The organism is Tepidibacter mesophilus, assembly GCF_002724055.1.
Taxonomy (GTDB): Bacteria; Bacillota; Clostridia; order Peptostreptococcales; family Peptostreptococcaceae; genus Tepidibacter_A; species Tepidibacter_A mesophilus.
Map to the genome: position 1 here is coordinate 68,798 of NZ_BDQY01000007.1, position 19,243 is coordinate 88,040.

General features: G+C 28.9%; 17 protein-coding genes and 2 riboswitches. Of the genes, 4 read left to right on the forward strand and 13 right to left on the reverse strand.

What is annotated here, in order from left to right; genetic code table 11:
- Nucleotides 1-192: 192 nt before the first annotated feature.
- The 6 genes from Tmeso_RS06610 to Tmeso_RS06635 all read right to left on the reverse strand — a co-directional run bounded on the left by Tmeso_RS06610 (nucleotide 193) and on the right by Tmeso_RS06635 (nucleotide 6,108).
- Complete coding sequence (locus Tmeso_RS06610) at nucleotides 193-999, reverse strand: ABC transporter ATP-binding protein (RefSeq protein ID WP_099189458.1); 807 nt, start codon at nucleotides 997-999, stop codon at nucleotides 193-195.
- Nucleotides 1,000-1,023: 24 nt separating this feature from the next.
- Nucleotides 1,024-1,839 carry an ABC transporter ATP-binding protein gene (locus Tmeso_RS06615; RefSeq protein ID WP_099189460.1) on the reverse strand — a complete coding sequence of 272 codons (816 nt, stop codon included), beginning with the start codon at nucleotides 1,837-1,839 and terminating at the stop codon, nucleotides 1,024-1,026.
- A gap of 16 nt (nucleotides 1,840-1,855) precedes the next feature.
- Nucleotides 1,856-2,653 carry a nickel transporter permease gene (gene nikC, locus Tmeso_RS06620; RefSeq protein WP_207653832.1) on the reverse strand — a complete coding sequence of 266 codons (798 nt, stop codon included), beginning with the start codon at nucleotides 2,651-2,653 and terminating at the stop codon, nucleotides 1,856-1,858.
- Nucleotides 2,643-3,590: a nickel ABC transporter permease gene (gene nikB, locus Tmeso_RS06625; protein WP_099189462.1), complete on the reverse strand. Its 948-nt coding sequence runs from the start codon at nucleotides 3,588-3,590 to the stop codon at nucleotides 2,643-2,645. The genes nikC and nikB overlap by 11 nt, the downstream gene beginning before the upstream one ends.
- Complete coding sequence (gene nikA, locus Tmeso_RS06630; RefSeq protein ID WP_099189463.1) at nucleotides 3,590-5,137, reverse strand: nickel ABC transporter substrate-binding protein; 1,548 nt, start codon at nucleotides 5,135-5,137, stop codon at nucleotides 3,590-3,592. The genes nikB and nikA overlap by 1 nt, the downstream gene beginning before the upstream one ends.
- A 259-nt stretch (nucleotides 5,138-5,396) precedes the next feature.
- Nucleotides 5,397-5,572, reverse strand: a riboswitch (cobalamin riboswitch).
- Between the two features lie 95 nt (nucleotides 5,573-5,667).
- The gene (locus tag Tmeso_RS06635) at nucleotides 5,668-6,108 is read right to left on the reverse strand and encodes a GNAT family N-acetyltransferase (protein WP_187296259.1); all 441 of its coding nucleotides are present in this window, start codon (nucleotides 6,106-6,108) and stop codon (nucleotides 5,668-5,670) included.
- A 478-nt stretch (nucleotides 6,109-6,586) separates the two neighbouring features.
- On the opposite strand from Tmeso_RS06635, the gene Tmeso_RS06640 reads away from it, so the two are divergent.
- Together Tmeso_RS06640 and Tmeso_RS06645 are read left to right on the forward strand one after the other, a co-directional pair.
- Nucleotides 6,587-7,309 (forward strand): ABC transporter ATP-binding protein, encoded by a 723-nt coding sequence (locus Tmeso_RS06640; RefSeq protein WP_099189467.1) that lies wholly within the window; start codon nucleotides 6,587-6,589, stop codon nucleotides 7,307-7,309.
- Complete coding sequence (locus tag Tmeso_RS06645) at nucleotides 7,302-8,957, forward strand: ABC transporter permease (RefSeq protein WP_099189469.1); 1,656 nt, start codon at nucleotides 7,302-7,304, stop codon at nucleotides 8,955-8,957. Before Tmeso_RS06640 ends, Tmeso_RS06645 begins: the two co-directional genes overlap by 8 nt.
- Nucleotides 8,958-9,232: 275 nt before the next feature.
- On the opposite strand, the gene Tmeso_RS06650 is transcribed toward Tmeso_RS06645, so the two are convergent.
- Genes Tmeso_RS06650 through ribD form a run of 5 tightly spaced genes read right to left on the reverse strand, consistent with a single transcriptional unit; the run spans nucleotide 9,233 to nucleotide 13,361 of the window.
- Entirely contained in the window at nucleotides 9,233-9,886 is a 654-nt protein-coding gene (locus Tmeso_RS06650; RefSeq protein WP_099189471.1) for an HAD family hydrolase, read from the reverse strand.
- Nucleotides 9,887-9,893: 7 nt separating this feature from the next.
- A complete protein-coding gene (gene ribH / locus Tmeso_RS06655; RefSeq protein WP_099189473.1) occupies nucleotides 9,894-10,361 on the reverse strand; it encodes a 6,7-dimethyl-8-ribityllumazine synthase in 468 nt (155 codons plus the stop codon).
- 1 nt (nucleotide 10,362) lies between these two features.
- Nucleotides 10,363-11,571, reverse strand: coding sequence for a bifunctional 3,4-dihydroxy-2-butanone-4-phosphate synthase/GTP cyclohydrolase II (locus Tmeso_RS06660; RefSeq protein ID WP_099189475.1), 1,209 nt, complete (start codon nucleotides 11,569-11,571; stop codon nucleotides 10,363-10,365).
- Between the two features lie 35 nt (nucleotides 11,572-11,606).
- Complete coding sequence (locus tag Tmeso_RS06665; protein ID WP_099189477.1) at nucleotides 11,607-12,257, reverse strand: riboflavin synthase; 651 nt, start codon at nucleotides 12,255-12,257, stop codon at nucleotides 11,607-11,609.
- Nucleotides 12,258-12,260: 3 nt separating this feature from the next.
- Nucleotides 12,261-13,361 (reverse strand): bifunctional diaminohydroxyphosphoribosylaminopyrimidine deaminase/5-amino-6-(5-phosphoribosylamino)uracil reductase RibD, encoded by a 1,101-nt coding sequence (ribD, locus tag Tmeso_RS06670; protein ID WP_099189479.1) that lies wholly within the window; start codon nucleotides 13,359-13,361, stop codon nucleotides 12,261-12,263.
- A 247-nt stretch (nucleotides 13,362-13,608) separates the two neighbouring features.
- Nucleotides 13,609-13,725, reverse strand: a riboswitch (FMN riboswitch).
- Nucleotides 13,726-13,971: 246 nt separating this feature from the next.
- Between ribD and Tmeso_RS06675 the strand changes: the two genes are divergently transcribed.
- Both Tmeso_RS06675 and Tmeso_RS06680 read left to right on the forward strand, forming a co-directional pair.
- Entirely contained in the window at nucleotides 13,972-14,250 is a 279-nt protein-coding gene (locus Tmeso_RS06675) for a hypothetical protein (RefSeq protein WP_099189481.1), read from the forward strand.
- A 250-nt stretch (nucleotides 14,251-14,500) separates the two neighbouring features.
- Nucleotides 14,501-16,480, forward strand: coding sequence for a methyl-accepting chemotaxis protein (locus Tmeso_RS06680; RefSeq protein WP_187296260.1), 1,980 nt, complete (start codon nucleotides 14,501-14,503; stop codon nucleotides 16,478-16,480).
- 34 nt (nucleotides 16,481-16,514) lie between these two features.
- On the opposite strand, the gene Tmeso_RS06685 is transcribed toward Tmeso_RS06680, so the two are convergent.
- Nucleotides 16,515-17,510 carry a lipoate--protein ligase gene (locus Tmeso_RS06685; RefSeq protein WP_099189484.1) on the reverse strand — a complete coding sequence of 332 codons (996 nt, stop codon included), beginning with the start codon at nucleotides 17,508-17,510 and terminating at the stop codon, nucleotides 16,515-16,517.
- Nucleotides 17,503-19,206 carry a dihydrolipoyl dehydrogenase gene (gene lpdA / locus Tmeso_RS06690; RefSeq protein WP_187296261.1) on the reverse strand — a complete coding sequence of 568 codons (1,704 nt, stop codon included), beginning with the start codon at nucleotides 19,204-19,206 and terminating at the stop codon, nucleotides 17,503-17,505. Before lpdA ends, Tmeso_RS06685 begins: the two co-directional genes overlap by 8 nt.
- Between the last annotated feature and the right edge of the window lie 37 nt (nucleotides 19,207-19,243).

Consider the following 19,243-nt stretch of genomic DNA (forward strand, 5'->3'; position numbering starts at 1 on the left):
TATTATACATTCTTTTTAGTAGACATGCATCTATAGCTGTTTAGTTTATTGAATAGAATAAAGTCTTATAACTAAAGGAGCTGTATCAAAATGATTTGATACAGCTCCTTTTCCATTAAAACTTAAGTATTTAATTTATATATATCCTTAAATTTCAATATTTAGTTATAGATCTCAAATAATTAAAGTACGTTATGACTGAAAAATCTCCAAAAGTTGCTTCGTATAATGATGTCTACTTTTATTGAATATATCTTTTCTATTAAATCGATCTACAATTATACCATCCTGCATGACCATCATTCTATGGCACATAAAATTTACTGCACTCAAATCATGAGAAATGAAAAAATAAGAGAGTTTAAACTCATCTTGAAGATCCTTTAGCAAGTTTAATACTCTAGCTTGAATAGATACATCAAGACTTGCAGTAGGTTCATCTAGGACAATAAGTTTTGGTTCAACACTTATAGCTCGAGCAATTATAACTCTTTGCTTTTGTCCTCCACTTAGTTCATGAGGATATGAATCTAAATACCTTGATGGTATTTGAACCATATCAAGAAGTGCCTTCGCTGTCTTTCTTCTATTATTTTTTATACCCTTTAAAAAAGAAGGTTCTATCCCAGGCTGATAATCCAAAGGTTCCATTAGTGAATCCATTATTTTAAGCTTAGAATTCAAGGAGGAAGATGGATTTTGGAATACGACTTGCATACTTCTCTGTTTTTGTCTAAGCATAGATTTTTTCATGTCACGAAGGGATTCTCCATCAAACCATATTTCCCCTTTATCTATTTTTTCAAGCATGAGAATACATCTGGCAAGGGTACTCTTACCACTTCCACTTTCTCCTACAAGACCCATGCATTCACCTTTTTTTATTGAAAAGGAGACTTCTTTTACAGCTAAATGTCCATTTGAATATTTTTTTACAATTCCATCAGCTACCAGTAAGTCCTTATGCATTCCATCTTCTGCTATTTCATTATGATTCATATACTAATTCTCCTTTTTCAAAATTTATATGACTGAATATTCCTTCATAATATGCAATCGATTTGGTACATTATGCATAGGAGGAATGGATGCAAAGAGATTTTTTGTATAAATATGTTCAGGATTATTTATAATTTTATTTTTGCTACCTATCTCTACTATTTTGCCCTGATACATTATAGCTATCCTTGTTGCATAATTTTTTACACATCTCAAATCATGTGTTATAAACAGTAATGCACACTGTGTTTTTTCCTTTATCTCAAATAATAACTTCAATATATTTGAGGTGGTAAGCGCATCCAATGCAGTTGTAGGCTCATCTGCTATCAAAAGTTTTGGTTTGAGAATTACAGCTTGTGCAATGGCTGCCCGTTGTAATTGACCTCCACTTAATTGAAATGGATAACTTCCAAATACTCTTTTTTCTTCCAATCCTACCTCATGTAGCCCCTTAAGAATTACCTTCTTCCGTTCTTCTTTAGGCATCTTAATATGGCATTTTATCATTTCATCAATTTGTTTCCCGATTTTTATAAATGGAGTAAATGCATTTTGATAATCTTGAAATATATACCCAACCTCTTTTCCTCTTATTCTTTTCAACTCATTCTTACTAAGTTTTCTTATATCTATTCCATTAATTTTAATTTCTCCTGAAATAAGCTTTAAGTCTTCAGGTATCAAAAGTCCTACAGAGGATGATGTCACACTCTTTCCACTTCCACTTTCTCCTATAAGTGCAAACCATTCACCTTCTTTTATTGAAAAGCTTACATTATTTACTACAGGTCTTTCATCTTCATGGATTATTAAATTATTTATATGTAGAACACACATCATTACACCCCCCTTCTTAATCTCTAATCCTGTATCGTCTGCTTATAGAATCACCAATTATATTTGCTCCAAGGACTACAGTCATTATAGCTAAACCTGGTGCAAACATTAAATGTGGAGCATTTTGAAAAAAAGTTCTTCCTTCATTTAGCATAGAACCCCATTCTGGATTGGGAGGTTGAACTCCTAATCCAATGTAAGAAAGAGAAGCAATCATTAATAATATTTTTCCCATATCCATGGTTGCTACTGCCATAACATTTCCTACTACATGAGGCATAAGATGCTTAATAAGTATGGAAGTGAATCTTAATCCATTGATTTTCGCCATAGAAATATAATCTTTCATTTTTTCAGATTGAACTATACTTCTTGCTAGCCTTGCATAGCCAACCCATTTTACTACTACTATAGCAATTATAAGGTTAACGGTCCCTGCTCCTAGAATACCGCTCACTACTATTGCCACTATATAATCAGGGAATGCCAAAAACAAATCTATAACTCTCATAATTATCCAATCAACTTTTCCACCTATATATCCTGATATTAATCCTACAGGAACTCCTATAAATAGTGCAATAACCAACACTATCATACCTGTAGTTATAGTTGTCCAAGCTCCAGCAAGTATACGTGAGAATACATCTCTGCCAAGATTATCTGTTCCGAGTAAGTGTTCAGCGCTAAGAGGTTGAAGCCTACTTCCCATATCTACTAAGTTTGGGTCATATGGCATAAACATTTTTCCAATTATCATTGTCAATATAACAATACTAAAGAAAAGCACTGTAAAATTTATCTTAAATTTCAAAATTATCCCCCTCCTTAATAGATATAGAAGGATCTATAAACCGATATGAAATATCAACAATTACATTAATCACAAAAACAATTCCTCCTATAAAAAGTATAAACCCTTGTACCATAGCATAATCTCTTTTTACTATAGAATCAATTGCTAGCTTTCCCAATCCTGGGTAGGAGAATAAAACTTCAATAACTACAGTTCCACCCATAAGACTACCCATACTAAGACCAAAAACTGTAATAACAGGAATCAAACTATTTCTCAGAATATGAAGAAAAAATATTCTTTTATCTGATACTCCTCTTGCCCTTGCAGCTCTTATGAAATCCTGCTCCATACTATCAATTAAGCTGTTCTTTAAAAGTTTAATATAAGGAGGTGCCATAGATATTCCTAAAGTTATTGCAGGCAAAATTAGGTGTTTTACTCCTCCTATACCCATGGAAGGCAATAACTTAAGCTTTATAGCGAAAATATCAACCAATATAAATCCAAGCCAAAATCCCGGTACTGAAGATCCTATGAGATTAAAAAGCTCACTAATTTTATTTATAAAACCATTTCTATAAAAAGCTGATGCTATACCTAAAGGAACAGCTATAATCGACATAACTATAAGAGAAGTCATAGCTAATATTAAAGTTGAAGGAAATGCCTCTACTATTCCACTTACAACAGATTTACCTGTCATAACTGAATTTCCAAAATCAAGTTTAATAACTTGTTTTAACCAAATAATATACTGAATCATCAATGGTCTATTTAATCCCATTGTTTCACGCAGCTGCTCTATATCTTTTTTTGAAGTAGCTATATCATCTACACGTAGCATACTCATTACAGGATCACCAGGCGCAAGTTTTACAATAATAAAACTAAAAAAAGATAGTAATAAAAAGAATAGTAATACTTTAAATAATTGACGAGTGAAGTTTTTCATCACTTCACATCCAAATCTTTTGTTATCATATAATATTCACTTATTGAGGTAGTCCAACCACTTATACGTTTATTATTGTATGCTGACGTTATATTTGGATAGACTATGAATGAATTATAATTTTCTTTATTTATTAGTTCAACAGCTTCTTTAGCAAACTCATTTCTTTCTTTTTCATCTGTACATTTATTGAATTTGTCTATTATAGTTGTTAACTTTGTATCATTTATATGTCCATGATTTTGAACCCCTTCAGGTGCAAATGCAGCATTTAGAAAATAACTTGCATCTCCTCTTGGTGCTGTAAGTAATGAATATACAGAAATATCCCAATCATTATTTGTATTTAAGTATTCATCAATATTTTCAGCTATATATATATCCATTTCTATACCTATTTTTTTAGCATTAGATTGAATTATTTGTGCAATCTGTGGTAATTCCGGTCTCGACGCATATGTAACTATTTTCATTTTTAATGGCTTACCATTTATTGATACCTTACCATTGGATACAGTTAAACCAGCCTTTTTAAAATTAGAAAGCGCCTTATCTAGTCCAAATTCGCCTTTTTCATAGTCTACAGCAAAAGGAAATTTTTCTAGAAAAGGTCCATAAGCTGGACTTGCCTGACCTGCCATTATAGTATCAACAATTTCTTTTCTATTAATCAGTGCATTTAAACCCTTTCTAAACTCATTGATATCCATATTAGATTTTTTCATATTATATATAATTTCATGAGAACGCAGACTAGCTACACTGTCAACTGTTATATCAGAATTATTTTTAAGTATGTCTATGGATTCTGAAGCAGGTTTGAAAATAATATCTGCATATCCTGACTGTAAAGCTTGAAGCCTTGCATTTGCATCTTCATTAAATTCAAAATTTACCCTGTCTAGTTTTACTTCTCCATCCCAGTATTTGTTATTTTTCACCAACTGTATAGATGCATTTGGATGGAAACTTTCAACTTTGAAAGGTCCTGTTCCTATAGGTTTTGTATCCAAGTCTGGAGCATTTACATCTATAATAGCTGTATTAGGATGTACAAATTCTGATGGAAAAGACAGATTTGGCTCTTTTATAACAATGTTGAGAATCTGTCCGTTTGCTTCCACTGATTCTATATTGAGCACATTTTTTATTCCTGCATTTTTTTCTATAACTGATTCAATATTTGACTTTACCATGTTTGCATTTAATACAGTTCCATTATGAAAAGTAACACCATCTCTCACCTTAAATTGCCAATGCTTTGCATCTTCACTTTTCCAGCTTTCAAGTAGCCATGGCTTAAGGGTCAAATCTTCATCTATTTTTACAAGGGTCTCCACAATACCCGCTCTAAGAGGTATATACGATTTCTCTATATGTGGGTTTAGGGTATTTGCTGAAAATACAAATAAGTATGTTGCCTTTTTTTCCTCTATATTTTTATCAGTCCCATTATCTCCTATATTTTTTGAACTTACACAGCCTGAAATAGCCATTGTTATTAGAAACAGCATGAGTAAAATACTTGCTATTTTTTTTGTTTTCATTTAAAAATCCTCCAATACTAAAAAAAATTTAATAAGACTTTTTATCATATTATTATAACGGTTTCTCAAATAATAATTACTATACCCCCTTACTTCGTAAAATTTGTTCTTTATCAACGAGACCATCAAGAAATTATACTTATTCTTTTTTGTTAAATTTTTATGTATTTTTAACTATAAAAAAACACACCCCTAGAGAGTGTGTTTTTTATAGTATATCAAGATATACTATAAAATGCTAAACCTCCCTCCGAAGTTTTACGTAAATTAATTTAAGGCAGGTATCCTGGCTCACATTCATCCTACTATTCACCTTCCCGTCATATTTAAACAGTGGTATATGAATTTCGTCATGCTTACAGTAGCGGGGGCTGCAAAGGCTTTACACCTCTTTCCCTATTCTCTCCTTAGAGCACCTTAAATTTTTTCTTCATTCAATTATTATCTAATTATCTATGTATTCCTACTAAAGAGATTATCAATTATGTATTATTTTGTCAATATTTTGTTAATTTTCCATAAAATTTCTTTTATTCTAATATATTCTTTTCCATATGTACAGTTTCTTCTTCATTGCTCTCTTCTATTTTTATTAAAAACCCAGTTTTTTTCCAAAAATCAAATCCACCAGGAAGATGTTTATGAGTATGTAAATAAATTATTTCATATTCACTATTTTTACAAAATTTAACTATTTCATTAAAAAGAAGAGATCCAATTCCCTTTCTTCTTAAATTTTCTTTAATGTAACACCTTCCTAATTCTGCTGTTTTATATGCATCATAAATTCCCTTTATTGCTTCAATTCTCTCTTCATATTGACGGACAGCTATAGTTCCAATTAAGTTATTGTCTTTGTCAAATGCCCCTACAAGTGTATTTCTTGCTTCATTTATGTATACTCTTTCCATATTTATAATATCATTATGATATAGTGGATTTTCATCATATCCATACAATTTTTTTATCATTTCAAATAAGAAGTTTTGAGCCATTGCTATATCTTCTATCTCTATCTTTCTAACAAAAATACAATCTCTATTTATAATACGATCACCTTCCCTATGGTTTCTACTCTTTTATTGAACTTTCTTCTATCATCTAATACTATAATTAGAAAAAAAGAATATAATAATTTTTCCAAATAAGAATGACTTATCTTTTCTATATTTTCGCAAAATAAAAAACCACAAAAATTATACAACTTATTCACAAGCTACATAACCTTCATGGTTTATATATATAATTCATATTTTATTTTGTAAAGTTTAAACTTATTATAAAATATATGATATTATTTTGTTAACTTTTTTCTAATAAAATCCAGGATAAACTTATAAATATAGAAAACAACTGTAAATTTAAGGTATAATTAAGAATTATATACTATATTTATATATATTAGTTTTTTGATAAGTTATTTTAAAAAATATATTAAAGGGGTTAATTATGATAGAACTTAAAAATATAAGTAAGAAATATGGAGATTTTAATGCTGTTAAAAATATTGATTTAAAAATAAATAAAGGAGAAGTTTTTGGTTTTCTTGGTCCTAATGGTGCTGGAAAAACTACTACATTAAAAATGATTACAGGAGTTCTCAAATCAACTAGTGGAGATATTTTAATAAACAACATAGACATAAACAAAAATTTAATAGAAGCTAAAAAACAATTTGGATTCGTTCCAGATAGTCCTGACATATTTTTAAAGCTTACTGGAATAGAATACTTAAATTTCATTGCAGACATCTATAATGTAAACAAAGCAGACAGAGAAAAAAGAATAGAAGAATTAAGTGAAAAATTTGAAATAAAATCAGCTTTAAATGATAAAATACAAAGTTACTCTCATGGTATGAGACAAAAAATAGTTATTACTGGAGTATTGCTACATAAGCCTCCACTTTGGATATTAGATGAACCTATGACAGGACTAGATCCTAAATCAGCCCATATTCTTAAAATCATGATGAGAGAACATGTTAATGAAGGAAATACAGTTCTATTTTCTACCCATGTCCTAGAAGTAGCAGAAAAAATTTGTGATAGAGTAGCAATAATTAATAAAGGTGAGATATTGTTTTGCGGCAATTTAAATGAAATGAAAATGCAATTTCAAGAAGATAGTTCCTTAGAAAAAATGTTTTTGGAGATTACTGAAAATGAATAGCTTCTTAGGTCTATTAAAAGTATTATTTAAAACCAGTACAGGTTTCTTAAATGATAGAACTAAACGCAAAAACAATAAATATCTTATTTATGTTATTTATATTGTACTTGGATTCATAATAATGTCTCCTACTATAAAGATCATTTCTGCTATCTATGATTTGTTAAAAAAACAAGGTCTTGAAATTTATTTATTGCAATTTGGATTCTCTGCTACTAGTATGGTTATTATTCTTTATAGTGTATTTTACGTTATGGGATCATTCTATTTTTCCCAAGACATAGAAAACTATTTACATCTTCCTATTAAACCTTATAAACTATTGACTGGAAAATTTATAATAGTTTTAGTCAATCAATATATAATGGAATTCTTATTTTTAATACCTATGGTTATTTTATTTGGTATTAAAGGTGATTTTGGATTTATATATTATTTATATAGTATAATTATATTTTTACTGTTTCCTATTGTTCCTCTTTGTTTTGCATCCATTATATCAATGATTATAATGAGATTTTCTAGCTTCTCAAAAAGAAAAGATTTATTTAAGCTAATAAGTGGATTACTATCACTTTTATTTGCAATAGGAATCAATATGTTAGTTAGAGAAAGCTTCAAAGTAGAAGCTGGTGCAAATTTTATATTTAACGCTATCGACGAAAAAAACTTCTTTCTTAATATAATTCTCAATATATTTACACAAACAAAGTTGTATGCTTATACTCTAACAAACAGTTCAAGCATTAATGGATTATTAGGACTAAGTGGACTAATCATATCTAGCTTGATATCAATTGCTATATTTATGATATTAGGTGAACTTTTATATTTAAAAGGCATTGTAGGTTTAAATGAGATTAATAAAACTAAAAAAAGAAAAAATGGAAATATAAGTAGAAATATAGCTACAAAGTCCCCTATTAAATCATATGTTTTAATGGAGATTAAAACAATAATTAGAACTCCTCAAATCTTAATATATGGTGCTTTAACCAGCACAATATGGTCTCTTTATATTGTTATATATCCAATAATTTCAGATGGAAACCTTTTGACTATAAGCAATTGGGTTAATAATTCTAAAAACATAGGAATAAGTTTAGTTTTTTTTATGGGTATTACTATATTTTTCTTATGTACAAATCCAATATTCTATACTCCAATATCTAGAGATGGAAGAAGATTTTATTTGAATAAATTTATACCATTTTCATATAAAAATCAAATAAAAAGTAAAATAATAGTAAGTAGTATAATAGGTTTATTCAATATATTTATTTATACTATAGTGTTGATTATATTAAAACTATCTTTTAGCTTTATAGTTTCGTATGTTTTAACCTCTATACCAGTTGCAATATTTATATCTATGCATGGATTATCTGCTGATTTAGATGGACCAAAACTTGATTGGGATAGCGAAAATGAAATATTTAAAAATAACTTTAAGGGTTTAATAATGTCTATACTAAATTTAGTTTTAGTTCTTAGTATTTACATCATCTTAAAGATCACTTCTATTTTTATATCAGTTAATTTATTCATGGGGGTTGCAGTTATTTCAATAGCTTATATTGTTATTGGAAAGATTATGATTAATAAAATATTAAAAGATAAAATTAAATTGTATGAAGAGTTACATTAAAATAAAAATCTGAACTTACAAAATAAATGACATTAAAATATTAGCGAATGATTTAAATATTTTTGTATAAAACTTGAATTACAACGTTTGAATATCCGTTAAGAAAGTTCTTTGTTTGAACGTTAGAGAGTTTAGAACTTTTAGGATATTCAATAAGATGTAATTCTTAGTTTTATTAAAAATATTTACCCCATTAGCGGTATTTTAATGTCATTTATTTTGGGATTAAACCTATATTTACTTCTGTTCATATATAAAAGCTAGGTGAATATTTTTTATAAAATCTCCATCAGCTCAGCTATATTAGATATTTCATAATCGGCACTACTAAGTTCTTCCTTACTACCATAACCAAAATTACATGCAATCGTATTTATTTTATTTCTTATACCGCACTCAATGTCCTGAATACGATCTCCTATGATAACCATTTCAGATGGATAATTTTCTTTTATTTTTTTAACGATTTCATACTTAGGTATATACTCATACTCCTCAGAACATGCCATTTCTTCAAAGTAATTATCTAAATCAAATAGCTTTCTAGCCATATCTCTATAATATATTCCACAATTGCTTACAAATACGAGTTTATACTTTTTCTCTTTTAAGTACTGTAAAACTTCTATCGCTCCATCATATAGTTCAGCTTTATCGTCAGATAATTGATTGAGCATTTCTTCACCTATAATCTTACTTGCCCTATTTCTTATATCCTCATCCAAATCTGGCATAAATTCCTTCCACATATCTTTACTACTGAATCCTAGCCAATATGATATTTCATCATCTGTCCACTTTCTCTCTTGTGTAAATTCATTATCAACTAAATATCGATATGCTTTTCTAAACGCAGGAGCATAGATTTTTATACTGTTATGCAATGTTCCATCATAATCAAAGAAAATGGTTTTTATGTTTTTAAACATATCAATGCTACCCTTCTAAATCTGATAATAAATTTGCCATTTCAATTGCAGTTACAGCAGCTTCATATCCTTTATTACCTGCCTTTGTTCCAGCTCTTTCAATTGCTTGCTCAATATTATCTGTAGTAAGAACACCAAACACTACTGGAATTTCTGTATCTAGCGAAACACTTGCAATACCTTTAGTTACTTCACTTGAAACATAGTCAAAATGTGGAGTTGCTCCTCTAATAACTGCTCCTAAGCATATAACTCCATCATATTTCTTAGAACTAGCCATCTTTTTAGCAACAAGTGGTATTTCAAAAGCACCTGGAACCCAAGCTATTTCAATATTTGATTCATCAACCCCATGTCTTTTCAATCCATCTAAAGCACCCGACAATAACTTTCCTCCAATAAATTCATTGAACCTACCCACAATTATTCCAAACTTCTGCTCTTTTGCAACTAATTTTCCTTCATAAACTCTCATATTATTTACCCTCCTTAAAATTTAACATGTGTCCCATCTTATCCTTTTTTGTTTTTAGATAAAATTCGTTTTTCTCATTGTGATTCATCTGTATTGGAACTCTTTCTACTATTTCTATACCATACCCTGAAAGACTAGATATTTTCTTAGGATTATTCGTCATAAGCTTTACTTCTTTAATTCCTAAATCACACAATATTTGAGCTCCTATTCCATAATCTCTAAGATCATCAGGGAATCCCAATGATAAATTAGCTTCTACAGTATCCATTCCTTTATCTTGCAAAGCATAAGCCTTAATTTTATTGATTAGTCCAATACCACGTCCTTCTTGACGCATGTATAATAACACTCCTCTTTCTTCTTCTTCAATTTTTTTCATAGCTTCTGCATATTGATCGCCACAATCACATCTTAAAGATCCAAAAGCATCACCAGTAAGACATTCTGAATGAACTCTAACAAGTACTGGTTTTCCATCATCAACATTTCCCTTTACTAATGCAACATGGTGCTCTCCATTCAATTTGTTAATATATCCAACCATTTCAAAGTTTCCATATTTTGTAGGTAATTTAGCTTTAGTAACTCTTTCTACTAAAAGTTCGTTTTTTCTTCTATATGCTATTAAATCTGCTATTGTTATTAACTTTAAATCATGTTTTTTCGTGTATTCAACTAATTCAGGAACCCTTGCCATCGTTCCATCTTCATTCATAATTTCACAAATTACTCCTGCTGGATATAAACCTGCAAGTTTAGCTATATCTACTGCTGCTTCAGTATGACCAGCTCTTTTAAGTACTCCACCTTCTTTAGCTACTAATGGAAAGATATGTCCCGGTCTTGTGAAATCTTTTGAACTAGATTTATTATCTACCAGTTTTTGGATTGTCATTGCTCTCTCTTTAGCAGATATTCCCGTTGTCGTACTTGTTGCATCTACCGAAACTGTAAAAGCAGTTTCTTTTGGGTCAGTATTGTTATATACCATAGAATGAATATCTAGTTCATTTAATCTTTCTTTAGACATAGGAGCGCAAATAAGTCCTCTCCCGAACTTTGCCATAAAGTTTATGGCTTGTGGTGTAGCTTTCTCCGCTGCCATTAAAAGATCGCCTTCATTCTCACGATCCTCATCATCAACAACAACAATCATCTTTCCGTTTTGAATATCTTCTATTGCTTCTTCTATAGTATTAAATTTCATTAATCATTCACCCCTATTCTAAGTTAAGTTTCATCTTATATAAATCCATTTCTGGTTAAAAAATTCAAATCTATATTACTTTCATTTTTTTTATCTTCTTTAAATAATAATAACCTTTCAATATATTTACCTATCATGTCACACTCTAGATTAACTTCATCTCCAACTGTTTTACTTAATAAAGTAGTTTCATCTTTTGTCAGTGGTATTATTGAAACTTTAAAAATGTCTACTCCAGCATAAGCTACTGTTAAGCTCGTACCATCAATTGCTATAGAACCTTTTTCAATTACATATTTCAATATATTTGATGGAGCCTGAATAGACACCCATGTAGCATTATCTTCTTCTTCTATTTTCTTTATCTTACCAACACCATCTATATGACCAGAAACAATATGTCCACCTAATCTATCCTTAACTTTCAAAGCTCGTTCTAAATTCACTAAACTACCATGTTTTAAATCTTTTAAATTACTTCTTCTAATAGTCTCAGGCATAACATCCACAGTAAACGAATTTTTTGTGAACTCGGCAACAGTCAGACAAACACCATTTGTACTAATACTATCCCCCAATTTAACATCATTCATTATTTTACTTGCACTTATTGTAATCTGAGCTGACTTTAATCCTTTTTTAATAGTATGTACAGTTCCTATTTCCTCAATTAATCCAGTAAACATACATTATTCTTCCTTTCTTAAGTAGCCTTCAATCATAATATCTTGTTCAAACATTATCACTTTAATATTTTCTAATTCTATAGCGTTCTTAATATGCTCTATTCCTATACCACCTACTGGAGTTTTTGCATTCCCTCCACCTATAATCTTTGGTGCAATAAATGTAATTGCCTTGTCTACACAGCCTTCATTTAAGATACTATAATTTAAAGTAGAACCACCTTCTATTAGAATACTATCAATATCCATTTCTCCAAGTTTTTGAATAAGATACTTCAAATCTACTTTATTGTTTTTTAGTGGAGTAATAATTATTTGTGCTCCTTTTTCTTTAATTAGTTTAAGTTTATTTTTGTCAGCTTTCTTAGTTGTAGCAATAATTGTCTTTGCTTTTGAATTAAGACTTAAAACTTTTGATTCTAAAGGTATTCTTCCTATTGTATCTACTATAATTCTTATTGGGTCTACACCTTCTTTATCTTTTAATCTAGTAGTTAATGAAGGATTATCTTGCAAAACAGTGCCTATACCAACCATTATTCCCGAAACTTGATGCCTTATTTCATGAACATATTCTCGTGATTTTTTATTAGTAATCCACTTCGAATCTCCTATACTAGTTGCTATTTTCCCATCTAGTGTCATAGCAGTTTTTAAAATACAAAATGGTAATTTTGTTGTTATGTATTTAATAAATACTTCATTCATTTTTTTTACTTCTTGTTCCAAAACACCTACAGTAACTTCTATGCCATGATCTCTTAAAAGTTTTATACCATTTCCTGCTACTATTGGATTTGGATCCATCATTCCTATAATAACTTTCTTTATTTTCATATCTATAAGCAGTTGTGCACATGGAGGTGTTTTACCAAAGTGAGAACATGGCTCTAGTGTAACGTATATTGTCGCTCCTTTAACATTCTCAAAAGCACTATTAATAGCATTTACCTCTGCATGTGCTCCACCGTAGTATTGATGATATCCTTCTCCAATAATTCTACCGTCTTTTACAATAACAGCTCCTACTAAAGGGTTAGGATTAGTGTATCCTTTACCTTTAAGTGCTAATTCAATCGCTCTTTTCATATACTTACTGTCCATATAATCACCTCATATTATCCTTAGTATTAACAATCTGTTTCATTATATCTACCATAATTATCTAAATGTCTAAGATTTATACTTTCATAAACATAAAAAGCTCTGAAGATATTTATCTTCAGAGCTTACAATCTAATTAAAATTCACAACACATGGCTCATATCGCCAACGAGTCCTAACAGACTCCGTTGCTCAAAATAATTGCTAATTTAGTCTTATAATAACTAATAATAGAATTATTTTATTAATTTATCTTCTCCCATCCAGACTTTACTGTCGGTCTTGGAATTTCACCAAGTCAACCACATTGTGGTTCGTGGACTTTACCACCGGTCGGGAATTTCACCCTGCCCTGAAGATTTATTTAGTTTTTTTAAATCTAACACACAGAATTGTTTTTGTCAATGTTAAGTAAATATTTATATATTTTAGTCACAAAAAATTATATTAATTTTTAGCGTATTCCTAATATTGCTGAAACTACTACAGCATAAATCGAATTTTTTTATTCGTTTAATAAATTTTTAATCTATAAAATGGTTATAATTTAAATATGAAAAAGTTTTAATATATTAATTAAAATTTCATGTTAAAATTTAGGAGGAATATTATGTTTACTGATATAAAAGAAATGAGAAAAAAAAGAGAAGATGGAATGTACGATTTGACCCTAGAAATTCCAGAGAGAGAATATTTTAAAGTATATAATGAAGTAGATGATAAAATTGCAGATGATTTAATTCAGCAATATTTGATTGATGTACAGGACGATGGTAGATTCGAAAATGTTAAAATCAAACATAATAAAGACAGACATACAATAAGATTAACTAGTGAACTTCACTACTATGGAAATGATCATACTGATTACAACATAAACAAAAGATAAAATTCAATTCATGCTAACGTATGGTATTAAAAAGACTACTAGCTATATAGCTAATAGTCTTTTCTTAATGTTTTTGCATATACGATTATTTATTTTAATTACCCAAATTTAGTTCGGAATATTTTCACAATAAGTAATTCAGTTGTAAATAATAAAAAACCAATATATAATTAAAAATAATGCAATTATCAAATTAATAATAATTTTTATATTATATGTTTTAAAATAACAATCATTGGAGGTAATGACTATGGTGCTAAGATTTAAAGATTGGAAAATAAGAAGAAAATTATTTTCAGCATTTTTAGTAATGATAATTTTTTTCATATTTATAGGAGCAACATCATTAGTTTTTATAAGAAATATTAGTAATTCTAAAATTAATTTACTTTTAGATAATGACAACCTATATACTCTGGTACTAGAACTTAGAAGAAATGAAAAAGACTTTTTGTTAAGAGAAGTAACTAACCCACAGTTTTTTGAAACTGAGAAAAGCAAGTACATAGATACATTCGACTCAAATTTTACAGATTTAAAAGATAAAATAGCTAAAATAAAAAATTACAAAGAAATATATTCAAATAAGGATTATGTTAATAAAATAAATGATATGGAAAAATTGGTAGATTCATATCATAATACCTTTCTACAAGTAGTTAATAAGACTCATACAATAGGTTTTGAGGAATACGGATTAGTTGGAGAATTGAATAATATAGAAAGTAAAATAGAAAGTTTATCACCAAACAATGAAATAAAATTTTTATTATTGAAAGTTAATATTAACGAAGAATCATATTTTTCGACAACAGATGAAAAATATTTTGATAAATTATTATCAATATTATCTAAAATAAAGACTTCATCGAATGATTCATCTTTAATATCACTTATAAATAATTATGAAGATACACTTACTAAAATACACTCTATAAATAAAGAAATAGGGTTAACTAGCGGCGATGGCTTAAGAGGAGAATATCGAGATACAATTCATAAATTTGAGCCATTACTCGAAGAAGTTCACACTAATATTATGAAATCAACACAAAAAAGCGTGAAAAATATACAAGTGATGATTATTATAACTATTATTACTAGTGTTATCGTAGCTTTATTATTTGGTGTATATATTTCAATCTTAATAACAAATCCAATAATAAAAACTACTAATATGCTTAAGGATATCTCTGAAGGTGAAGGAGATTTAACTCAAAGACTTGAAGAAACAACTAAGGACGAAATAGGAGATCTTGCAAAGTACTTTAATTTATTTGTTGACAAGATACATGTATTGATCTCTCAAACAAAATCTAATGCTAATATATTAGGTGAATCATCTAATCAAGTATCACTTGCTATAGAAGAAGCAAACCAAGGTATAGAAAGTATTGCAAGTGAGATGAATAACATTTCCTATAGTATTCAAAATAATGCTAGTGTTGTTCAAGAGGCTACAGCAAGTATAGAAGAGTTGGCTACTAGCTCTCAAATCATTTATGATGAAACTGAAATTGCATCTGAAAGTAGTAAAAATATCTTAGAATCTGCAAAGCTTGGTGCAAATAGTATAAAAGAAGTTGTTGAAAGTATTAATAAAGCAAAAGATTCTACAAATGAAGTTTATACAATTATAGAAGATCTTAAAATTTCATCTAATCAAATAGACGAAATTATTTCTATAATAACATCAATTTCAGAACAAACAAATCTTTTAGCTTTAAATGCAGCTATTGAAGCAGCAAGAGCAGGTGAACAAGGTAGAGGGTTTTCTATAGTAGCTGATGAAGTTCGAAAGCTAGCTGAAGAAAGCAAAAAGTCTGCTGAAAACATAAGCCTATTAATACAAGAAGTTCAACAAAAAACAAGTAATGCAGATATTTCAATAAAAGCAGGACAAGAATTCGTAACAATCAGTGTTCAAAAAGCAACTGATACAAATAGTATATTTGAAAATATTTTGAATTCTATACAAAGTACAACCGATAAAATTTATATGATTTCTAATTTAGCAAAACAAGAATCTGAAATTTCTAATGATATGGCAAAAGCTATTGACGAAATAGCAAAAACAACTCAAGATAATGCCATTGCTTCTGAAGAAATTAATTCATTTATAGAAGGCCAAGTAAGTACTTTTGAAGAAATAGGTGCAAGTATTGAAGAATTAAATTCAATGTCTCAAGTCTTAAAAGAACAAACAGATAAATTTAAGGTCGAACAATAATAGAACCCCCTAATTTTTAGGGGGTTCTATTATATTATCCAATTTTACTTTTTAACCATTCTTTTATTTCAAAAATAATATTTTTTTCATCAGTTTTACAAATAATATTGTTTAGTTTTTTACTAATACAATCCATCTTAAATTGTGTTTTCAATAATGAATTTTCTATATCTTTAATTAAAGTGCTATTCATTGCATCAGAGTAAATAACTACAGAGTCAATATCTCCATTTTTTAAATTCAAATTCAAATCTATTTCTCCCCATTTAAATCTGTTAACAAAATTTATATCAAACTTAGGAGTTTCTCCATATTTCCACTCCCAAGAAGAATATTTTTCATATAAATCTTTTATATCATGTTCGTTTTTTATGTACTCTATATTTGATCCGCCTTTATAAATTTCCATAAAACTACTTATCAGATTATCTTTTAAATTTTCAATAGTTATATCTTCTTTAATAGTTTTTAAATTTACTACCCTAGAACGAACTGATTCAACCCCTTTAGAAGCAATCTTTTCTTTTGATACTTTTAGATATTTGCTTAATTTTTCCATATTTGCGTCAACAAGTATACTTCCATGATGATATGAAGAATTTGCCTTTTCATAAAATGCATTTCCTGAGAATTTTCTTTCTCCTACTAATATATCATTTCTTCCTGAAAATTCAGCATTAATACCTAAATTGTTAACAGCTTTAAGGATTACGCTTAACTGTTTTTCTAAATCATATAACTTTTTATCCATAATAAAAGTGAAGTTCAAATTACCCATATCATGAAAAACAGTTCCTCCACCAGATAATCTACGAGCTATTTTTCCACCGTCCTCTTCAAAATCTTTACACTTACATTCTTTCCATGGATTTTGATTTCTTCCTATTACGATTGTATTATCATTTTGCCATAGGTATAATATCATTTCGTTGTCTTTAACTATTTTTAGAAGGTATTCTTCAATAGCTAGATTATGCCATGGGTTATATGATTTTGAACATACTATTCTAGTTATCATATTATTATGCAAAGTGTATAGCACCACCTTCTACGTTTAATGCTGCTTCATGTATTGATTCTGCAGTTGTTGGATGTGCGAATATAGTTTCTGTTATTTGCTCTGTAGTAAGTCCATTATTTATGCACAATGCTACTGAAGCCAGTAAATCGGTTGCATGTGATCCTATTATCGTGCTACCTATTATTTTTCCTGTTGATTTTTCTTTTATTATTTTAACAAAACCTTTAGCCTTACCTAATGTCAATGCTTTACCATTTGCAGACATAGGGAATTTACCTATTTCTATTTCTATACCTTTTTCATTTGCGATTTTTTCAGTAATTCCCACAACAGCTATTTCAGGTTCAGTAAAAATAGCACTCGGAACTGTTGAGTAATCAATAGTTTTATTTTTACCTAATATATTATCAACAGCAATAATACCTTGGTGTGAAGCGACATGAGCTAATTGTATTATATTTGTAACATCGCCTATAGCATAAATATTTGATATATTTGTCTGCATTTTTTCATTAACCTTGATACCTTTTTTATTGTCATTCATTTCAATATCTAATTTTTCAATACCTAATCCTTCAAAATATGGTTGTCTTCCAACCGAAACTAATACTTTATCACATGAAATATATTTACTTTCACCATCTTTAATAAATGAAACTACACATTCTCCATTTTCAGTTTCATCAATTGATTCAACTTTTGATTTAGTATATAATTTGATTTTATTTTCTTTTGCGATTTTACTTATTTCATCACATACATCATTATCTAAAGAATCTAATATTTCATCTGCATATTCAACAACAAAAACTTCCACTCCAAAGCTTGCATAAATAAAAGCAAACTCCATTCCTATAACTCCTCCACCTATTATTACTAATTTATTTGGTAAATTCGTCATTTCTAAAGCTTCCTTACTTGTTAATACATTCTTAGAATCAATTCCTTTAATAGGAGCAATTGCAGGTTGTGATCCAGTAGCAATTATTATATTTTCAGTTTTTATAGTTGTTTCTGTTCTATTTGTTTTCACAAATACAGTATTCTCATCTATAATTTCACCAGTTCCATCAATTTTTTGTATATCATGTTTTTGTAATAAATATTCTATTCCGTTTTTAAGTTGGTTTTTGATATCATCTTTTCTTTTAATAACTTTTCCCATATTAACAGAAACATTCTCAGCAAAAAGACCAAAACTGTCAGCCTCTTTCATATTTTTGTAAACTTCTGATGAGCGTACAAGAGCTTTTGTAGGTATACATCCATGGTTTAAGCAAGTTCCTCCTACGTGTTCTTTTTCAATAATAATAACTTTTTCACCTTGCTTTGCTGCATAAATCGCTGCAACATATCCTCCCGGACCTGCTCCTACTATAGTTATATCTGCCTCTATTTCTTCTTTTTGAGGTTTCATTAGATTATTAAAATAATTAAAACCAACTATTGTCTCAGATTTTTCTTCAGTTTTTACTCCATCTATTTTAAATAAAACATCACCTATATTAATAGTCTGTCCTTCATCTATTACAATTTCTTCAATAATACCATTAGCATTAGATTTTACAGAGATATTTCCTTTTTGAGATTCAACTTGAAGCAGTACATCTCCCTCTTTTATTTCATCTCCTACTTTTACCTTTATTTTTCCTATTTTTCCACTCTTACTCTCTCCAGATAATTGTTCAAGTTTTATTTCAATCATTAGTACTACCTCCTTTAACATAAATACAAGGCAGTCG

Coding starts and splice junctions, on each gene's coding strand:
- Tmeso_RS06610 (WP_099189458.1), bottom strand. CDS start 999: ATGAATCATAATGAAATAGCAGAAGATGGAATGCATAAGGACTTACTG.
- Tmeso_RS06615 (WP_099189460.1), bottom strand. CDS start 1,839: ATGTGTGTTCTACATATAAATAATTTAATAATCCATGAAGATGAAAGA.
- nikB (WP_099189462.1), bottom strand. CDS start 3,590: ATGAAAAACTTCACTCGTCAATTATTTAAAGTATTACTATTCTTTTTA.
- nikA (WP_099189463.1), bottom strand. CDS start 5,137: ATGAAAACAAAAAAAATAGCAAGTATTTTACTCATGCTGTTTCTAATA.
- Tmeso_RS06635 (WP_187296259.1), bottom strand. CDS start 6,108: ATGATAAAAAAATTGTATGGATATGATGAAAATCCACTATATCATAAT.
- Tmeso_RS06640 (WP_099189467.1), top strand. CDS start 6,587: ATGATAGAACTTAAAAATATAAGTAAGAAATATGGAGATTTTAATGCT.
- Tmeso_RS06645 (WP_099189469.1), top strand. CDS start 7,302: ATGAATAGCTTCTTAGGTCTATTAAAAGTATTATTTAAAACCAGTACA.
- Tmeso_RS06650 (WP_099189471.1), bottom strand. CDS start 9,886: ATGTTTAAAAACATAAAAACCATTTTCTTTGATTATGATGGAACATTG.
- ribH (WP_099189473.1), bottom strand. CDS start 10,361: ATGAGAGTTTATGAAGGAAAATTAGTTGCAAAAGAGCAGAAGTTTGGA.
- Tmeso_RS06660 (WP_099189475.1), bottom strand. CDS start 11,571: ATGAAATTTAATACTATAGAAGAAGCAATAGAAGATATTCAAAACGGA.
- Tmeso_RS06665 (WP_099189477.1), bottom strand. CDS start 12,257: ATGTTTACTGGATTAATTGAGGAAATAGGAACTGTACATACTATTAAA.
- ribD (WP_099189479.1), bottom strand. CDS start 13,361: ATGGACAGTAAGTATATGAAAAGAGCGATTGAATTAGCACTTAAAGGT.
- Tmeso_RS06675 (WP_099189481.1), top strand. CDS start 13,972: ATGTTTACTGATATAAAAGAAATGAGAAAAAAAAGAGAAGATGGAATG.
- Tmeso_RS06680 (WP_187296260.1), top strand. CDS start 14,501: ATGGTGCTAAGATTTAAAGATTGGAAAATAAGAAGAAAATTATTTTCA.
- lpdA (WP_187296261.1), bottom strand. CDS start 19,206: ATGATTGAAATAAAACTTGAACAATTATCTGGAGAGAGTAAGAGTGGA.